The organism is Micromonospora sp. NPDC049081, assembly GCF_040648835.1.
GTDB classification, from domain to species: domain Bacteria; phylum Actinomycetota; class Actinomycetes; order Mycobacteriales; family Micromonosporaceae; genus Micromonospora; species Micromonospora antibiotica.
The window spans coordinates 371553-389944 of record NZ_JBEZEK010000001.1; the positions used below are offsets into that span (position 1 = coordinate 371553).

At 70.7% G+C, this 18392-nt stretch carries 11 protein-coding genes and 1 pseudogene; 8 read left to right on the forward strand and 4 right to left on the reverse strand.

What is annotated here, in order from left to right; all coding sequences use genetic code 11:
• The first annotated feature begins 236 nt into the window (after positions 1–236).
• Positions 237–1211, forward strand: a complete 975-nt coding sequence (locus tag AB0B63_RS01205) for a methyltransferase (RefSeq protein ID WP_357013579.1) — start codon at positions 237–239, stop codon at positions 1209–1211.
• A gap of 82 nt (positions 1212–1293) precedes the next feature.
• Positions 1294–1620 carry a TraR/DksA C4-type zinc finger protein gene (locus AB0B63_RS01210; protein ID WP_208569987.1) on the forward strand — a complete coding sequence of 109 codons (327 nt, stop codon included), beginning with the start codon at positions 1294–1296 and terminating at the stop codon, positions 1618–1620.
• An 825-nt stretch (positions 1621–2445) separates the two neighbouring features.
• On the opposite strand, the gene AB0B63_RS01215 is transcribed toward AB0B63_RS01210, so the two are convergent.
• Together AB0B63_RS01215 and AB0B63_RS01220 are read right to left on the reverse strand one after the other, a co-directional pair.
• The gene (locus AB0B63_RS01215) at positions 2446–3294 is read right to left on the reverse strand and encodes an aminoglycoside phosphotransferase family protein (protein WP_357013584.1); all 849 of its coding nucleotides are present in this window, start codon (positions 3292–3294) and stop codon (positions 2446–2448) included.
• Positions 3295–4414: 1120 nt separating this feature from the next.
• A complete protein-coding gene (locus tag AB0B63_RS01220) occupies positions 4415–5701 on the reverse strand; it encodes a cellulose binding domain-containing protein (protein ID WP_208569986.1) in 1287 nt (428 codons plus the stop codon).
• 103 nt (positions 5702–5804) lie between these two features.
• Between AB0B63_RS01220 and AB0B63_RS01225 the strand changes: the two genes are divergently transcribed.
• The 5 genes from AB0B63_RS01225 (at position 5805) to AB0B63_RS01245 (ending at position 12689) form a co-directional block, all read left to right on the forward strand.
• Positions 5805–5927, forward strand: a complete 123-nt coding sequence (locus tag AB0B63_RS01225; RefSeq protein WP_279632885.1) for a hypothetical protein — start codon at positions 5805–5807, stop codon at positions 5925–5927.
• An 816-nt stretch (positions 5928–6743) separates the two neighbouring features.
• On the forward strand, positions 6744–8228 hold the full coding sequence (locus AB0B63_RS01230; RefSeq protein ID WP_357013589.1) for an arabinofuranosidase catalytic domain-containing protein: 1485 nt from the start codon (positions 6744–6746) through the stop codon (positions 8226–8228).
• A 44-nt stretch (positions 8229–8272) separates the two neighbouring features.
• Positions 8273–10198 carry an alpha-L-fucosidase gene (locus AB0B63_RS01235; protein WP_244253307.1) on the forward strand — a complete coding sequence of 642 codons (1926 nt, stop codon included), beginning with the start codon at positions 8273–8275 and terminating at the stop codon, positions 10196–10198.
• A 539-nt stretch (positions 10199–10737) separates the two neighbouring features.
• Positions 10738–12237 (forward strand): SulP family inorganic anion transporter, encoded by a 1500-nt coding sequence (locus tag AB0B63_RS01240; RefSeq protein WP_357013592.1) that lies wholly within the window; start codon positions 10738–10740, stop codon positions 12235–12237.
• Positions 12238–12302: 65 nt separating this feature from the next.
• Complete coding sequence (locus tag AB0B63_RS01245; RefSeq protein WP_357014353.1) at positions 12303–12689, forward strand: MerR family transcriptional regulator; 387 nt, start codon at positions 12303–12305, stop codon at positions 12687–12689.
• A gap of 166 nt (positions 12690–12855) precedes the next feature.
• Here the strand turns inward: AB0B63_RS01245 and AB0B63_RS01250 are convergent.
• Positions 12856–12998, reverse strand: a pseudogene (locus AB0B63_RS01250) (N-acetyltransferase); the annotation flags it as partial.
• Between the two features lie 1032 nt (positions 12999–14030).
• Between AB0B63_RS01250 and AB0B63_RS01255 the strand changes: the two are divergent.
• A complete protein-coding gene (locus AB0B63_RS01255) occupies positions 14031–16607 on the forward strand; it encodes a LuxR C-terminal-related transcriptional regulator (RefSeq protein ID WP_357013595.1) in 2577 nt (858 codons plus the stop codon).
• Between the two features lie 67 nt (positions 16608–16674).
• On the opposite strand, the gene AB0B63_RS01260 is transcribed toward AB0B63_RS01255, so the two are convergent.
• A complete protein-coding gene (locus AB0B63_RS01260) occupies positions 16675–18150 on the reverse strand; it encodes a thrombospondin type 3 repeat-containing protein (RefSeq protein WP_357013598.1) in 1476 nt (491 codons plus the stop codon).
• Positions 18151–18392: the final 242 nt, after the last annotated feature.

Genomic DNA, 18392 nt, shown 5'->3' on the forward strand with positions numbered 1-18392 from the left:
AGCAACCCGTCAATACAACAACGGCGGTTCGCCACGACGCACGCCGGGAACCACCGTTGTTGTACATCAATTTTGTCGCACTCCGGTCATTGGCCGAACGGAGCGCGTCCGTGACACCAAAGCCCTTCCTCGGCAGTTCCCTACGGGGTACGGTTGCCACCGTCGTCGCGAAGGGCAGTGCGGGCGGAGGAACAATGGCAATCGACCTACAGGCCACTCGGGACATTGTCGATGTCATGACCGGCGGGTGGAAGGCACAGGCTCTCTACACCGTGGTCAAGCTCGGATTACCGGATCACGTCGCCGCCGGCCGGACCACCAGCGACGAACTGGCTGCGGCAAGCGGCGCTTCCGCAGCGGGGATACGTCGTCTCATGCGACTCATGGTGGCGATGCGCGTGTTCGACGGTAGCGAGACGAGCGGCTACCGCAGCACCCCGATCAGCGAGGCGCTGCGTTCCGACTCACCGTCGATGCGCGACATGTGCCTGCTGCACGGCGAGGAGTACTACGCCGCGTGGGGGCACGCCCACCGGGCGATCAGCATGGTCAACTCCGGCTTCGAGGCCGCCTACGGCAGCTCCTTCTACGACTACCTGAGCGGGGATCCGGACACCGCCCGCCGGTTCCAGGCCACCATGAACGCCGGCAACATGTTCTTCCATGAGGTGCCGGCCGCCTTCGACTTCACCGGCGGCAAGACCATCGTGGACGTCGGCGGTGGCGGCGGGCAGCTGCTCTCCACGCTCCTCGCGGCCACACCCGACGCCAAGGGCGTGCTGTTCGACCGCGAGCACATGATGCCCAGGGCCGGCGAACACCTGGCCGCCACCGTCGGGCTCCACCGGGTCACCCTCGTCGGCGGCGACATGTTCACCAGCGTGCCGACGGGCGGCGACGTCTATATCCTGTCCCGCGCGCTGGCCGGGTGGGACGACGACGCGGTCGTCCAGGCCTTCGGCAACTGTCGCCGGGCGATGTCCGGCCCGACGGCCCGGCTGCTGGTCCTGGACCGCTTCGTCGTCGACGAGGACCCGTCCGTGCTGCCGGCCCTGTGGGATCTGCACCTGCTGATGATCACCGGCGGGGCGCACCGGAGCCTCCACCACGTCACCGAGCTGCTCGGCCGCGCCGGATTGGACGTCGAGCGGACCGGCGCGCTACCGATGGAGCACGTCGCCGTCGTCGCCGCACCCCGCCAGGCATCCTGACCGGGCCGCCGACGGCCGGGAGCGGCCGCTCCGGCCAACGGGATCAGCCGTTGGTGTGCCCCTCCGGTACTAAACTGTGACGATGATCCGGGAGGAGCTGCTGCGGTTACGGGCGGGTGCGGAGTCCGAGGCGGCGACGCTGGCGCGGGATCTGGAGGCGCTGTTCACGGCATCGCGGGATTCGAACGCCGACGACGAACACGATCCCGAGGGTGCCACCGTCGGCTTCGAACGCGCCCAGCTGATCGCGTTGCTCGCCGCGACGCGGGCGCGGATCGCCGAGGTCGACGACGCCCTGCTCAGGCTGGAGGCGGAGACCTACGGGCGCTGCGAGCGCTGCCAGCAACCGATCGGTGCGGAACGACTCGCCGTGCGGCCGTTCGCCCGCCACTGCATCTCGTGTGCGTAGGACGGTGAGGCGGGCGAGTGCCGCAATCTTCCCGCTTTCGTAGCCACGGGTGTCGCGGTGGACGGTGTCGGCCGTCCGCACGCTCCGGGAGTCGATACAGGATGCCGTCGACGACCGCCCGACGAGGATGCCTCTCCGGCCCACCCACCGCGGCGACGGCCCTTGCGGTGCGGAAGGCACTGCGCCTCAGTGTCGGGACATCCGCCGTCCCGGCTTCGTTTCCACGCCGGGGTAGCACTGATAGGTTCACGGTCCGGACGGGTTCGTGGCGGGGTAGGGATGACGATGTCGGTACGCCTGATCGGTGCCAACCCCGGACTCACCCTGTTCGACGCCGCCGGCGAGCGCACCGCGTTCGCGTCGGTGTGGCGGGTGGACTGGTCCGAACGGGGCCCGGGGCAGGCGGTTGTGGTGTGGCAGGCGGCGACGGCGAGGCCCCCGCTCATCGGGGCCCGTGGATGTCGGTAGGCACCACGCCACCGTAGCGGGTCGCCGCTCGGGCGTCAGGTGCCCGATCCGACCCCCGGCACCCGAGTCGGGACCGGGCCACGACGCGGTTCATCGAGTTCACCGCGGTGACGAACCGCTTCTCTACCCTGCTCGGCCGGCCATGGCGACGAGGCCGTTGAGGCCGGGTGCCGGCCGAGCATCTCGTCTGCGGCGGCGGTGATGGAGCCGGGGTCGGTCGTGTCGATGAGCACGTTGTCGATGCCGGGGCGCTCGGTTCGGAGCCTCGACCGAGAATCCGCCAGCCCCGCCAGCGTGGGCCGCGCGCGGCCCACGCTGGCGGGGCTGGGCTGCGCCTTCGAGGACGGGTCGACTTACCTATCCAGACTGGGCCGTTGCCCTCCGGAGTTCGCTCAGCCACTCGACGCCGAGCCGATGGCCGTCGGGGAACTGGTCCCCGCGATCCCAGCGCCACGTGGTGATCATCGCCAGCATGAGGGTCCGGCAATCTCGGAGCAGCCGGCGGTCGACGCCCGGGTAGTGGTCACCGACGTCGTCGGGCGCGTGGGCCAGGTCGAACTCGACCGGCCCCCGGCAACAGGTCTCGAAGTCGATGAAGAGCGGGCCGGTCCGGGTCGAGAGCAGGTTGCCGGGATGGGGTTCACCGTGCAGAAGCTGCTCGGGTCGGCCGCTCTCGCTGACCGCGCGCCGCATACGGTCCAACGTGCTGGCGAGGAAGACCCGATCCGAATCAACCAGTTCCGGCGTTCGGGCATGGTCGGCCACGAGCGTCTGCGCCGCGGAAACCCGGTCCGTGAAATGCGGGACGGGCAGGTCGACCTTACGCATCCCGGCATGCAGACGTTCGAGCGCGCCGACGTACTCCGCGTTCGACAGTGACTGAGTAGTCGCCGGTTCGTAGTAGGTCCAGAAGGTGACCACGTAGTCGCCCCGGATAAACACCTCGGGCGACTCCAGCGCGGCCACCGGGCTCCCGAGCTCAGCCAACCGCCGAGCAACATCCACTTCAAGCTGGGCACACTGGTTCGCTGCCGGGGCGACCCGGGCGAGCACGGCGCAGGGCTCCAGCCTCAGGGTGAGCGCGTTCGAGTTGTGCAGGACGGCACCATTGTGGGCGGTCAGGCCGAGCGATGAGGCGCTCGACATGGCTGCCTGCATCGCCCGCTGAACCTCGTATGCCTGCACCACAGCACGGTAGTTCAGCATCCACGGTGCGGCAGCGTCATTTGGTGTTCCTGACGCGATGCGTGGTTCCAGCGCATGCGGGGTGGTCCATCGCCGGCAGCATCATCTCGATGGTCACCCTCTGCTCCCGCACGTGCAGGATGATCCCTTGGTGCCGACGTGGCCGGCTACGTGGCGTTCTCTGCTTCCTTGCGTGAGCGGCGGTGATATCCGTTCCCCGCCGCTCGTCGCCGTTTCCGCCGCAACCGGCAGAACCTGCCGGGGGTCGGTGAAAGCGGTCAGCAGAAGTGGTGAAACCTCCGACTCGGGTGCGCCCAGGTCAGCCATGATGCGGGACCTTCGCTGCCTGACACGAAGCCGCCACATACCGGCGAAGCAGGACAACATCGCATAAGGAACCGTGCCTGGATCTCGGCCGTGAAGGGATTCTGGCGATGGGGCGTCGGGTTCGTGAGGGCTCCCCGCGCACGCGGGGGTGTTCCCCCGGACCTGCCCGAACTGAACGTACGGGAAGGGACAGGCCATGACGGTGACGACGACGCGGATGCCTGCTCCGGAGCCGGTCGAGCGACGGGCGGCGCAGATTCCGGACGCGATGCGGGAGTACCCCGGCTGGGAGCGGCTCACGGTTCCTCGATGCGGTACTCGTCCTGCTGGATCGGCTCTGGGACCAGGTCGTGCAGCTGGCGTCATGCCTGGGCGCACAGTACCCACAGCATGGGCAGGCGGGCGGCCTCAACGAGGCCGGAGGAAGCGAGAGAGATGTCGTATCGGACTGGGCTGCGTGCCGGCCGGCGCACGGCGCGGTAACTGAGCTGACCGACGCCCAGGACACAGGACGGCGCTTCCCGCCGGTGGGGATGGCCGCGTTGTAGCTCAGGTTGGTGACGGTGACCTGGGCTCCGGACCGGGTGACCGGATGCCCGGCGTACGACCGCCGAGGGTCGATCGGATCGCCGAGGTTGGTGACGGTGACTGCCGGGCCGAAGCCACCCGGCCACGAACTGGTGACCGTGTAGTCGACCCGGCAGCCCGCACCGGCGTACCTGTGCCCGCCAGCACGGCGGCGAGAACGAAACTCCTGATCTTGTGCTGCCTCCTCCGGGGGGCGGCAGGCATCGGGAGCTGCGCCTATGGTCTCTCAGGTCGCGGTGCAGGTGAGGGCGGGCGTCGTCGCCGAGCCACCCGCGGTGAAGCCGAACGTCGTGGACGCGCTGGCGGCCAGGTTGCCGTTCCACGCCTCGTTGCCGACGTTCTGGGTGCTGCCGGAGGGGGTGTTGCGCCCACCCCAGAGCTGGGTGATGCTCTGCCCGTCGGCGAGCGTCCAACTGACCCGCCAGCCGGTGATGGCGCGGACGCCGGCGGTCACCGTGACCTCACCCTGGAAGCCGCCCTGCCACTGGCCGACGGTCTGGTAGCTGGCCGTGCAACCACCCGCCCCGGGACTGGTCGGCGGAGTCGTGGGTGGCGTGGTCGGCGGGGTCGTGGTGGGTGGGGTGGTCGGCGTGGTGCCGGCGAACTGGGTGAAGAACCGCCACACCTCGCCCGGGACCCAGGTCCGGGTGCCGCTGTCCCCGCCGGCACCGTCCTGCGGGGCGGCGATGTGCCCACCGTCGAAGGCCGCCCACACCACGGGGTAGCCGGCCCGGCAACCGGAGTAGCTGTAGACCGTGTGGGTCAGGCTGCCGGCCCTCGGCTCCGGCGGGCTCGCCGCCGTGCACCCGTTGTTGCGGACGAAGCGGTCCCGCAGCGCCCGTCCGCTGGCGATGTTGTCACCGATGCCGTGCACGCCGAGGTACGCGATCGGCTGGGTGCCGCCGCTGCATCCGCTGAGCGTGCCGGGCGAGGACTGGACGGCGACGGCCCGGAAGACGTTCGGCCGGGCACAGGCCAGGGCGTAGCTCATCCCACCGCCGTAGCTGAACCCGACGGAGAAGCGCTGCGTCGTGTCGACGCACAGGTCGCCCTCGATCCGGCGGAGCATGTCGTCGACGAAGGTGACGTCCTCACCGCCGGTGTTGGCCCAGCCGTTGCCGATGCCCTGCGGCGCCACGAAGATCGTGCTGTTGTTCGACAGCCGCAGCAGGCCGTAGTAGGCCCAGACGTCGCGCTGCACCGTCTGACCGGTCGCGACGTCGACGGCGGTGCCGCCCCACCAGTGGAATCCGAACACCAGCCGGTACTGGCGGTTGCGGTCGTAGCCGTCGGGCAGCTTCAGGATGAAGCTGCGGTTCTTGCCACCGCTGGAGATGGTGTAGGTGCCGTTGCCCAGGGTGGGGGCCTTGCCGCAGCCTGCTGTCGCGGCCAGCGGGCCGACCTCGGCGGCGGACGCGGTGCCGGGACTCCCGGTCAGTGCGGCACCGGCCAGCGCCGCGACGAGTACCGCCGCGGTAGCCAGCGCGCCGGCGATGGACGAACGTCGGGTCATGAGACGGCTCCTGGTGTCGGTCTGCTCGGGCGTCGTCGTGCGCGGCTGTCGGGCGCGGGTGACGCCGTCGCGGCGTGGACGCGTCGGGTGCGGGGTGGGCGGCATGAAGCAGGATGAGGTCGACTGCGAGCCCGGCCCCTCGACGGAAGAGCTGGACGTGGCGGTCGACGTCGCCAATCGTCAGCAGCCCGGCTGGCGGACACCCTGCGGTGACCGGCCGTCGTGAGAGCGTTAACAGGTGCTGCCCGAATACCTTCACCTGCATCTTTGCTGACTCGTCAGCCGCTGATCGCACGCGGTGCCGCCTATATGGACTCTCGTGGATGGAGATGCCGTTCGTCAAGATGTGACACCAGATTTCTCGAAACTTCTGAACCCTCGATCTTCGACCGCGACCGCCGCAGAACCCGCACCGCCGGAGACGCCACCATGCAGCCTCACCTGCTGATATGTGACCGAGACTGCCTGCGGGCCAGCCAGCCGCCGGATAGATGTTTACGTTAACAGTTTCGGATTAATGCGGACTGCCAGAGCGCTCCGGAGCTGCCCGACGGCGACAAACCGGCCCGCAGAGGCCCTCCTGGCCCGCCCCCGGAGCGCGTCGGGCACCCCGATGAGCCGGATTCGCCGGTCCGAGCCACCGCCGACACGCCACCCTCATCGCCCGCAACACCTGTCGACTTCACCTGATCGACTCGCGGACCCAACACCGATCCCCCGCCATTTCCGCTGGTGAGGAAGCCGTCGCAGGCCACCTCAGGCAACCGGGGCGGGGATGGAGCACTGTCGACACAACCATTGACACGCCCTGATGTGAACGTTAACTTGCTCCTCAGTGCAGCAGCCGGGTCCCACCCTCTGCCGCCGATTCGGCTGGTCAGCGCCCCGGCGTCCGGGCCACCAGCCCCGACGGCACCGGCCAACGGACTCACCGGACCGCACCGTCACCTCCCGTCTGCCGGAGTTCGGGCCCGACAGGCGGTGTACCGAACGGGCCCACCCGAGCGGGCCCGTGAACTCCCGTCCACATCTGGAGGACTCCATGAAACGTGGCACCGTCTGGCGTCGAGCGTCGGGGCCGGTCGCGGCCCTGGCCACGCTGGTGCTGATCGGCAGCGGCACGGTCGGGACGCCGCAGGCGTCCGCGGCGGCCGCCGGCTGCCAGGTCACCTACACGGTCAGTTCACAGTGGCCCGGTGGATTCGGCGCGGGCGTCACCATCACCAACCTGGGTGACCCGGTCACCAGTTGGCGGCTCACCTGGAGCTTCGACGCCGGCCAGACCGTCACCCAACTCTGGAACGGCTCCTACACCCAGTCGGGCGGCCAGGTCGCCGTCACCAACGTGTCCTACAACGGCAGCATCCCCACCGGAGGCAGCACCTCGTTCGGCTTCAACGGCGCGGCGACCGGCAGCAACCCGGCGCCCACCACGTTCACGCTGAACGGCACGACCTGCACCGGCGGTGTCACCCCGACCACCCCGCCACCCACCACGCCGCCGCCGACCACCCCGCCGCCGACCACCCCGCCGCCGACCACTCCTCCGCCCACCACGCCGCCGCCGGGCACCCGGCTGCCCTGTGACCTCTACGCCGCCGGCAACACCCCCTGCGTGGCCGCGCACAGCACCACCCGGGCCCTGTACGCCGCGTACACCGGCAACCTCTACCAGGTCCGCCGGGCCTCGGACAACACCACCCGCACCATCACCCCGCTGACCGCCGGCGGGGTCGCCAACGCCGCCGCCCAGGACACCTTCTGCGCCAACACGACCTGCCTGATCACCATCATCTACGACCAGAGCGGCCGCGGTAACCACCTCACCCAGGCGCCCCCCGGCGGCTTCCCCGGTCCCGCGCCCGGCGGATACGACAACCTGGCCAACGCCACCGCCGCCCCCACCACGCTCAACGGCCAGAAGGCGTACGGGGTGTTCGTCGCCCCGGGCACCGGTTACCGGAACAACACCACCAACGGCATCGCCAAGGGCGACCAGCCGGAAGGCATGTACGCCATCCTCGACGGCACGCACTACAACGGCGGCTGCTGCTTCGACTACGGCAATGCCGAGACCAACAGCCGGGACAACGGCAACGGCACGATGGAGGCCATCTACTTCGGCAACAACAAGGTCTGGGGTTACGGCGCCGGCAACGGCCCGTGGATCATGGCCGACCTGGAGAACGGCCTCTTCTCCGGGGTCAACCAGAAGTACAACGCCAACGACCCCAGCATCAGCCACCGCTACCTCACCGCGATCATCAAGGGCGAGCCCAACCACTGGGCCATCCGGGGCGGCAACGCCCAGTCCGGCAGCCTGTCGACCTTCTACAACGGCGCACGGCCCAACGTCGCGGGCTACAACCCGATGAAGAAGGAAGGCGCGATCATCCTCGGCATCGGCGGCGACAACAGCCACGGCGCCGCCGGCACCTTCTACGAGGGCGTGATGACCGCCGGCTACCCCACCGACGCCACGGAGAACGCCGTCCAGGCCAACATCGTCGCCGCCGGCTACCGGTGACCTGGTCTCCGCCACACCACCACCGTCCCCCAAGGAGACCCCTCATGTCCTCGTCATCCCTGCGGCTGACCCGCCGCGGCCTGCTCGTCGCAGGTGGCGCCACGGGCGTCATCGCCGCGACCGGTCTACTCGGTGCCCGTAACGCCCTGGCCACCGCCGGCCCGCAGAGCTACACGCCGACCTGGGCGTCTGTCGACCAGCACCCACCGGCCGCCGAGTGGTTCCAGGACGGCAAGTTCGGCATCTACTACCACTGGGGGGCGTTCGCCGTCCCCGCGTTCGGCAACGAGTGGTACCCGCGCAACATGTACAACAACGGCTCGTACGAGAACAACCATCACAAGAGCGTGTACGGCGATCCGGCGGCCTGGCCGTACCACAACTTCATCAACGGGTCCCGCGACAAGGCGGGCAACTGGGTGCAGTTCGCGCCGAAGCTCAAGTCCGCCGGCGGCAACTGGGACCCCAACGAGTGGGCCCAGTTGTTCGTCGACGCCGGGGCGAAGTTCGCCGGTCCGGTGGCCGAGCACCATGACGGCTACTCGATGTGGAACAGCAGGGTCAACGAGTGGAACTCCGTGGCCACCGGCCCGAAGCTGGACCTGCTGCGGCTGCACGCCGACGCCATCCGCGCCAAGGGCCTCAAGCTGTTCGTCTCGCTGCACCACCAGTGGAACTTCGGCGGCTACTACCAGTACGTGCCACAGCAGTCGAGCACCACCCTGCGCAAGCTCTACGGTCAGCTCGACAACGCCACCGAGCAGCAACTGTGGACCGACAAGCTGCGGGAGGTCATCGACGGCTACCAGCCCGACCTCATCTGGCAGGACCTCTACCTGGGCCGGATCGACGAGGCACGGCGACTGGACTTCCTGGCGTACTACTACAACAAGGCTGTCGCGTGGAACCGGGACGTGGTGGTCACCTACAAGGACGGGTTCAACAACCGCGGTGAGGTCTACGACTTCGAGCGCGGCGGCCCGGCGGGCATCCAGTCCCCCTACTGGCTCACCGACGACAGCGTCTCCAGCAGCAGCTGGTGCTACACCCAGGGCATCGGCTACTACTCGACCACCGCCCTGCTGCACGCGTTGATCGACCGGGTCAGCAAGAACGGCACCATGGTCCTCAACGTCGCGCCGACGGCCGACGGCGTCATCCCGTCCGGGCAACAGACGATCCTGCGGGGTATCGGCGACCACCTCAAGCGGTTCGGCGAGTCGATCTACGGCACCCGGGCCTGGTCCGTCTACGGCGAGGGCCCCACCCAGATGGGCGGCGGCTCGTTCGTCACGCCGCGCGCGGGCACCAACCGGGACATCCGGTTCACCCGCAACAAGAACAACACCGTCCTGTACGCGACGGTGCTGGGCTGGCCGGGCAGCACCCTGACCATCTCGACGATGACGTCGGGCCGGGTGAACCTGGGCAACCTGACCGGTGTGCAACTGCTCGGCTCCACCGCCGGCACGTACATCAACCTGCCCCGGCCCACCCAGGACGGGTCCGGCCTGCGTATCGCCATGCCGTCGGCGAACGCGCCGTACAGTGCACTCGCGTACGTGGTCAAGCTGACCTTCGTCGGCGCGACCCCCACCGCGACGCCGCCTCCCACCCCCACCGCGACGCCGACCCCGACGCCGACCGGCACCACCGCGCCGCCGGCAGGCCAGGCGACGGCGAAGTACACCATCACCAACTCCTGGTCCGGTGGCTTCCAGGCCGACGTCACCGTCACCGCCGGGGCGACGCCGATCAACGGGTGGAAGGTGTCCTGGACCTTCCCCAACGGCCAGGTGATCAACCAGATCTGGAACGGCAGCCACACCCAGAGCGGGGCGAACGTGACGGTCTCCAACGTCGCCTACAACGGCGCGCTCGCCGCGGGCGCCTCCACCACGTTCGGTTTCACCGCGACCTGGAACGGCAGCAACAACCCGCCGGCCAGCATCACCTGCACCACCAGCTAGGCCCGGACGCCGGAGACCCACCCCGGTGGGGCCGGTACCGATCTTTCGGGCCGGCCCCACCGGGGCTCCCCGCGCCCGCCGTCCGCCAGCGGGCTGCGGCGGGTGGGCGGACCACGCGCGGCGCACGCCGGTGGGACAGGCCGTCCCGGTGGTGCATCTCCGGGTACGACCTGCGGATCGTCCCACCCATCCCGTCGAGCACGGCGTCCACGTCTCCCGGGTGGCAGCGGGATGCACATCCGGTCGGCTCGGGCCGGTTCCCGGCTCCGTGGGCCGCGTCGGCGGCGGCGCTGAGCAGGCGGGTCGGCATGGGAGCGGTGGGGTCGGGCAGCACGACCGCGATCCGGGTGACGACCACCACGTTCGACCAACTCTCCCCTGACGAGAGAGTAGGTTCGGTGGCCGATCCGGCTGGCGCTGCTGGTGGTTCGTCGGGGTCCGAATGCGGGTGCCCGGTTCCTGTCGCTGATCGGTGAACGGGCTGCGCCCCGGCGCTGGGGTTGCGCGCGTCCACGAGACGCCCGAGTGGAAATGGCTGTATGTCTTCTGTGCTGTCCGCGGTCGTCCGGCCGCGTCTGTCCCGTCCGTCCTGGCTGTCGCCGAAGGTGTTCCGCACCGAGGTCCTCGCCGGACTGGTCGTCGCCCTCGCGTTGATCCCGGAGGCGATCTCCTTCTCGATCCTGGCCGGGGTCGACCCCCGGGTGGGGCTGTTCGCGTCATTCACGATGGCGGTCACGATCGCGATCTGCGGTGGCCGGCCGGCGATGATCTCCGCCGCGACCGGCGCGATCGCCCTCGTGGTCGCGCCGCTGGCGAAGGAGCACGGGCTGGACCACCTGATCGCGGCGGTGATCCTCGGTGGCGCGATCCAGATCCTGCTGGCGGTGCTCGGGGTGGCGAAGCTGATGCGGTTCATCCCGCGCAGCGTCATGGTGGGCTTCGTCAACGCCCTGGCGATCCTGATCTTCGCCGCCCAGGTTCCGCACCTGCTCGGCGTACCGTGGCTGGTCTACCCCCTCGTCGCCGTCGCGCTGGCGATCATGGTCGGGTTGCCCCGGCTCACCCGCGCCGTCCCGGCGCCGCTGGTCGCCATCGTGGTGCTGACCCTGACAACCGTCGTCGCCAGCATCGCGGTGCCGACCGTCGGCGACGAGGGTGCCCTGCCGGACAGCCTGCCCACCCCCGGCCTGCCGCAGATCCCCTGGACCATGGACACCCTCACCCTGATCGCCCCCTACGCCCTGGGTATCGCGCTGGTCGGGCTGATGGAGTCGCTGATGACCGCCAAACTGGTCGACGACATCACCGACACGCACTCCAACAAGACCCGCGAGTCCTGGGGCCAGGGTGTGGCCAACATCGTCACCGGCTTCTTCGGTGGCATGGGCGGCTGCGCCATGATCGGCCAGACGATGATCAACGTGAAGGCATCCGGTGCCCGGACCCGCTTGTCGACCTTCCTGGCCGGCGTGTTCCTGCTGGTCCTCGTCGTCGTGCTCGGCGACGTGGTCGCCGTCATCCCGATGGCCGCCCTCGTCGCGGTGATGATCATCGTGGCGGTGTCGACCTTCGACTGGCACTCCGTCGCGCCGAGGACGCTCAAGCGGATGCCGTACGGCGAGACGACCGTCATGCTGGCCACCGTGGTAACCACCCTGGCCACCCACAACCTGGCCATCGGCGTCGTCGTCGGTGTCCTCACCGCCATGGTGATCTTCGCCCGCCGGGTCGCCCACCTGGTCGAGGTCACCAGCGTCCTCGACCCCGACGGCACCACCCGGGTCTACTCCGTGCACGGGGAGCTGTTCTTCGCCTCCAGCAACGACCTCGTCGGCCAGTTCGACTACGCGAACGACCCTGACACCGTGGTCATCGACATGACCCACGCCCACGTCTGGGACGCCTCCTCCGTCGCCGCCCTCGACGCCATCGCCACCAGGTACGCCACCCGGGGCAAGACCGTCGAGATCATCGAACTCAACAAGCCCAGCGCCCGCATCCACGACACTCTCGCCGGGCAACTCGGCGTCGGCCACTGATGGCCGCCACCAGCCGGGACACCGGGCCGCAGCAGCACCCCTGCGACCCGGCCACCGGCCGCCTCATGCAGATCGGCGAGGCAGCAGAGCGGGTCGGGCTGAGCATCCGGACCATCCGCCACTACGAGGAGGCCGGCCTGATCGTGCCCTCCGCCCGCAGCGAGGGCGGCTTCCGCCTCTACACCGAACCCGACCTCGGCCGCCTCGCCGTGGTCAAACGGATGAAACCCCTCGGCTTCAGCCTCGACGAGATGCGCGAGCTGCTCGCCGTCCTCGACGCCCTCGACACCGCCACCGGCAACGACCGCGCCGACCTGCTCGACCGGCTCGGCATGTTCCACACCGCCGCCACCACCCGCGTCACCGCGCTGCGCGACCAACTCGCCATGGCCGAAGGCTTCGCCGACACGCTCCACGACAGACTCGACCACCATGGTGGCTCGACCAGTTGAGGCCGGGACACCGTCATGGCCGGTGGTGTCAGGTACGCGGCGGCGTCGGTCTCGCCACGGGCGGACAGGCCGGACGCGCCGAGGACGTTCGGGGTGCCCCAGCGTCGATGACCGCGCGGGCGAGCACCTCCTGGCCGCCAGCGAGACGGATGAGGAGGGCGTCGTGGCGGCCGACGCGTTCGCGGACGCCGACGACCGGAAGCCGGCCCGCTCGTGCAGGGCCAGGCTGGCGGTGTTCTCGGGAAAGACACCGGACTGGATGGTCCCGATCCCGGCGGCCCCGGTGGAGGCGACGAGCGCGTCGAGCAGCGTGGTGAGCGGCAGGTCCAGTGCGGCGGCGAGCTGGATGAGAGCGACGGAATCGACTGCTACTCGCCGATTGCGGCGGTCCGCCGAGCTCGGACCGGTTTGGGGTGCCCCCGAGCGCCCGGACGTGGGGATCGTCGATCGCCGCCCGGGACAGGCCGGGTGGTGCGTTGGCGCGGAGCATGCCGGGCAGGATCACGTGCAGCTGTCAGTTCCGGGGTGCCAGGACCTGACCGGCACGGGCACGGTCGTGCACGGTCGCCGAACTGTCCATGCCCCACGACAGAACGCCACCGCCACGGGTGGCACCTCAGGCGAGGTGCCACCCGATGTCGCAGGCTGGGCGACGGCCGCAGCAGGGTGGGTCAGCTGTCGCAGCCACGGGGTGCGTGGGCGCACAACGCGACCACGTCACCGGAAGGCGCCGACGCCAGCGCCGCCTGGGCACCAACGACGACGAATGCCAGGGCGGCAGCCGCGACGACCGCGCGAACCAATGTGGACATAATCGTCCCTTCGAGGTCGAGAAATTCAATGCAATCGATAATATCGTTGTCGGTTGATGCCCGACCAACGTCGGATTCCCTGCCGGGCGCAGATCGAGCATGCCGGGCCAATACCGCCAATTCGGCGCGGCGCTTCCTTTGTCCAGAATTGCGGCAGAACCTGGCAATGATGCGCAACGGCGGGTGGGCGGGGCGGCGGACACGGTGGGCACCCGCTCGGGCCGGTCGGGATTCCGATTGGAGCGCATTGTTGGCGTACCGGTTCGTCGAGGCCACAATGCAGGCAGCACACAGCCGCTACCACCACGAGTGGACCAGCCGCGCCTGCACACGGGCGCACGGCATGGCGGTCGACGCCCGGACAGCGGGCGAACCGCCGCGACGCGGGGCCGCAACCCGGTCCCGTGTGGGCCCGTGCCGCCGGTCGTCGATCGCCGGTGGGCCTGTCCAGCTCACGAGTGCCCGGGAGGCCTGGTGGCGTCGGCCGGCACGCTTCATCCATCAACGGGGCTGAGGAGATGATCCCGGCATGACGATGATCGGCCGGGCCGGGGAGTTCAGCGACGTCCTCGCTGCGGTACGCGATCCACAGACGGACGTGGTCCTGGTCACCGGCGAGGCAGGCGTGGGCAAGACCCGGCTGCTCGACGCGGTGTCCACGGCCGTTCCCGCCGTCCGCGCCTGGGGCACGCGGGGCCTGTCACACGTCCCGCTGGCGGCCCTGGCGCACCTGGTCGACCCGGCGACGACGTCACTGACGGAGATGGTCGCCCAGGTGCTCCGGGCGGTCCCCGCCGGCACGGTGCTCGCGGTCGACGACCTGGACGGCTGCGACGAGGTCTCCCTGGCCGTGGCGGTACGGGTCGCCCGCGACGCCGGTCGCACCCTGGTCGGTACCGTCCGGACCGCCGACGATCGGGTGCCGCCCGCCGTGGCCGAGCTCGCGGCGTCGTCGAACACCGTGCTCCTGCCGATCGCGCCGTTCGACCGGACGTGCACGGAGGAGCTGGTCGACGCGCTGCTCGACGGCCCGGTCGACGCCGGGATCGTCGACGACGTGTGGCGGCGGACCGGCGGGAACGCCCTGTTCGTCACCCAACTGCTCGACGGCGCGCGACGCAGCGGCGCGTTGCACCGGTCGGCGGTCGGCTGGCACGCCGTCGGGCCGCTGCCGGTCCCCACCGGGCTACGTAGCCTCCTGCCGACCCGCCTGGCGGGCCTGCCCGACGACGCCGTCGCCGCCGCCCGCTTCCTGGCCGCCACCGGCCGGGCGCACGACGACGAGATCGCGCAGGCCGGGCACCTCGCCGGAACCGAGCACCTGGTCGCCCACGGGATCGCGGTCTGGGCGGCCGAGACCGCACGGTTCGTGCACCCGTTGTTCGCCGAGGTGCTGTGGGAAGGGCTGTCGCCCGCCCGTCGGCGGGCGGTGCTCCGCGAGCACCTCGCGGTCGCCCGGAGTCTCGCGCCGCACGACCAGGTGCGGTGCACCGTGTTGAGCCTGGACGCCGGAGAGGCCGCGCAGCCGGGGCCGTTGCTGGCCGCGGCGCGGGTCGCCGCCGCCGGTGGTGCGACGGACGTCGCGGTACGGCTCGCCCGGGCGTGCCTCGACCGGGTCCCCGAGGTGTGGACCGCCCACCCGGAGGACGCCGTCGGTGCCGCCCTCGTCCTCGCGGTCAACCTCTGGGAGACCGGGCGTGCCGACGAGGCCGTGGCCGTCCTACGCGACGCGCTGGGCCGTACCCCACCGGGCAGGGACGCCGCCCTGCTCGCCGTGACCCTGCACAAGGTGGTCCTCTGGGGCTGCCACGACCTGCCCGCCGCCCGGGACGTGCTGCGGCAGCAGTCCGCCCGGTATCCCGCCGGCGCACCGGTCGGGGCCCTGTTCGCGGTCGCCGAGGCCGACGCCCTAGCATACGCCGGGTTCCCCGACGAGGCGCTGGCACTCGCGTCCGACGTCGGGGACGACGTCACGCTGCCGTTGCCGGTCCGGACCATGCTGGCGACGAGCCGCAGCAACGCCCTGGCCCACCTCGGGCGGACCGGCGAGGCGGTCGCCGTCGTCGAGGAACTGCTCGACCAGGTCACGGCCGCCGGGCCGGAGGCGACCGCCGGGACCCGCGACAAACTGCTCGTGTACGCCAGCCACGCCCTGCGCGAGCACGGTCGGCTCGACGACGCCGCGCACACCGCCGAACGTGCGTACCACGGCGCGCTGGCCGACGGGGTGGTCTTCGAGCGCGCCTGGGCGGCGGTGTGCGTCGCCGCGGCCCGGTTGCAGGCGGGGCACCTGGACGATGCGACACGCTGGGCGCGGCGGAGCCTGGTGACCTCGGTGGCCGCCGGGATGACCGACTGCACCCGGGTCTGCCTGTCCGTGCTGACCGTGGCCCACGGCTCGCGCGGTCTGACCCCGGAGCCGACGTGGGTGACCCACCTGCGCTCGCCCCGGGCGGGCCTGGGGTTCCTGCGCCACACCGTGCCGATCGCGCTGGGCTGGGCGGCGTACGCCGAGGGTCGTCACGCCCTGGCCTGCGACCTGCTGCGGCAGGGTCAGGCCCGGGCCGCACGGGAACGGGCGGTGGCCGCCGAGTCATGGATCCTGCACGAGCGCCTGCGGATGCACGACGGCGTCGGGGTACGGGCCCGGCTGGCGTCGCTCGCCGTCGGGTCCCCCGTCGGCGTGGCGCGGCTGGCCCTGGCCACCGGGCTGGAACGTGCCTGCCCCGCGACCCTGTCGGAGGCCGCGGCGGCCTTCGAGACGGTCGGTTCACCCCTGTACGCGGCAGAGGCCGCCGCGGCGGCGGCCCGGTGCGCGTCCGGTCGGGCTGCGGCGGCGGCCCGGCGACGGGCCGCCGAGCTCGCGCACGAGGTGGGTGACCCGCCGACTCCCCTGCTGCGCCGGTCACCCGTGCCCGCCGACCCGTTGACCTCCCGTGAGCGCCTCGTCGCCGAGCTCGCCGCGGGTGGGGCGACGAACGCCGAGATCGCCGGGCGCCTGGTCCTGTCGGTACGGACGGTGGAGAACCACCTGTTCCGTGCCTATGCCAAGCTCGGGATCAACTCCCGGGGTGACCTCGCCCGGTACGGGATCCCACGCCGGTAGTTGCGGTGTCCGACGGCGGCGCGGCGGGCGTCGGCGACGACAGCCGCACCGCCGTCGGACGGCGGTCTCAGCAGGTGCCGCCGCCGGAGGTGCAGCCCCCGGGGGCCCCGCCGCCGGTCGCCCCGTCGAGCGGGTTGGGTAGGTCGGGGCGGGTCTCGGGCGCGGCGGTGTTCCAGCCGGTATCGAGGACCATCGCCCCGACGTGGGTGCTGGTGTCGTCACCCGAGAACAGGGAGATCAGGTCCCGGCGGTGCATGGCCGCGGTGACGTCGTCGTCGGTCAGGACGCCGACCACGGAGGGTGCGTCCTGGACCGGGGTGACCGTCGAGCCCTTCATCGTGAGCAGCTTGTCGATCGCGGCGGCCGTCTCCTGGTGCGAGAGCCAGGCCGTGCCGGGCAGGGTCAGGCCGGTGCCCTCCTCGCCGGTGGTCATCGCATCGGTGCAGTTCTCACCCTTGGCGTCGCACTTCTGGGTCTTGGTGGTCGAGGAGGTCTCCTTGCCGTTCTTGTCGACCGTGCGCTCGGTGTGGGTCTTCGTCGTGCCGGTGACCTTGCCGTCCTTGTCGCGCTCGTACTCGGTGGTGTCCTTCGTGATGGTCGTGCCGCCGTCCTTGCCTCCCGTGTGGACGGTCTCGGTCTCCTTGACGACGTTCCCGTTCTCGTCGCGCTGCGTCCGCTCGGTGTGGTACCTGCCGCTCAGGTCGTAGTACGCCTCGTCGGTCGACGACCCTGCCGTGTTCAGTTCCGGGTCGTAGTACTCGGTCCGGCTGCTCGACGTGCAGATCATCTCGCACCCCGGCGTACCGGGAGTGGTCCTCGACGAGGACCCGTCGCCGTACTCCGTGGCCCTCGTGCCGTTGTCGCTGCTCGTGTTCTTCTCGCCGCCGTGGCTGGCCGCCCACCAGGCGGTCACCCCGTCGTACGCGCCGTACCAGCTGCCGTTGAACCGACCGAGGTCGATCCCCATCGTCTTGCCGCCGCTGTCGAGGGTCAGGCCGAAGGTCAGACCGGTCTTCCACGGTGCTTCGACACCGAAGCCCTTGAGCAGCCCGTCGTCGATCCCGGCGAGCGCCATGCTGCCCCGGCGGGTGGGGATCCCGAAGACCTCCGACGGCAGGCCCGGCTCGACACCGCCGGGCAGTTCCTGCAGGTTGAGCCACTTCTTTTCGAGGCCCTTGACGAACTCCTCCGGGAACACGGCCCACGTGCCGTACCCGAGTTCGTAGGTCGGCAGTTTCCCGTCGATCGTCGCGTCCAGGACGAGGGACAGCGGCGGGGTGCTCGCCGGGTCGAGCGGGTCGTAACCGAGGGCGGTCTCGTCGGCGTCGGCCACACCGTCACCGTCGGAGTCCACCACCCCCACCGCCAGGTAACAGGCGGACAGGTCGCACACCCGCAGGTCGGCGAGCCTGTCGCCGCGGCGGCCGTCGGCGGCGTCGGCCGACGAGGCGAGGGTCGTGGGAAGCAGAAGGGCGCCGCAGGTCAGGGTCGTCAGTGCGCGCCGGAACCAGGTAGGTGCGGAATTGGTAGTGGGAGAGGACATCATGGGGGCGAACCTAGGGACCTGCTGCGGGCATGTCCTGAGTAGTGCGTACTCAAACGTCGGCCGCACAGCGCGGTGATCGCCCCGGCCGCCGTGTGACGCAGTTCGAGGCCACCCCGGCGACCGCCGCGTTCGCCCGCAGCGGTCACCCGGCAACCCGGTGTCACCGCCCCGATGCCGGGCTCGTCCGTCCGCCGCAGACGTTCCGCTCCGAGATCGACGCCGAGGCGGAGCGCCTCGGG

Excerpts from the sequence above, each read along its gene's own strand:
- AB0B63_RS01205 (WP_357013579.1), top strand. The coding sequence starts at position 237 with ATGACCGGCGGGTGGAAGGCACAGGCTCTCTACACCGTGGTCAAGCTC.
- AB0B63_RS01210 (WP_208569987.1), top strand. The coding sequence starts at position 1,294 with ATGATCCGGGAGGAGCTGCTGCGGTTACGGGCGGGTGCGGAGTCCGAG.
- AB0B63_RS01215 (WP_357013584.1), bottom strand. The coding sequence starts at position 3,294 with ATGCTGAACTACCGTGCTGTGGTGCAGGCATACGAGGTTCAGCGGGCG.
- AB0B63_RS01220 (WP_208569986.1), bottom strand. The coding sequence starts at position 5,701 with ATGACCCGACGTTCGTCCATCGCCGGCGCGCTGGCTACCGCGGCGGTA.
- AB0B63_RS01225 (WP_279632885.1), top strand. The coding sequence starts at position 5,805 with ATGAAGCAGGATGAGGTCGACTGCGAGCCCGGCCCCTCGACGGAAGAG.
- AB0B63_RS01230 (WP_357013589.1), top strand. The coding sequence starts at position 6,744 with ATGAAACGTGGCACCGTCTGGCGTCGAGCGTCGGGGCCGGTCGCGGCC.
- AB0B63_RS01235 (WP_244253307.1), top strand. The coding sequence starts at position 8,273 with ATGTCCTCGTCATCCCTGCGGCTGACCCGCCGCGGCCTGCTCGTCGCA.
- AB0B63_RS01240 (WP_357013592.1), top strand. The coding sequence starts at position 10,738 with ATGTCTTCTGTGCTGTCCGCGGTCGTCCGGCCGCGTCTGTCCCGTCCG.
- AB0B63_RS01245 (WP_357014353.1), top strand. The coding sequence starts at position 12,303 with ATGCAGATCGGCGAGGCAGCAGAGCGGGTCGGGCTGAGCATCCGGACC.
- AB0B63_RS01255 (WP_357013595.1), top strand. The coding sequence starts at position 14,031 with ATGACGATGATCGGCCGGGCCGGGGAGTTCAGCGACGTCCTCGCTGCG.
- AB0B63_RS01260 (WP_357013598.1), bottom strand. The coding sequence starts at position 18,150 with ATGTCCTCTCCCACTACCAATTCCGCACCTACCTGGTTCCGGCGCGCA.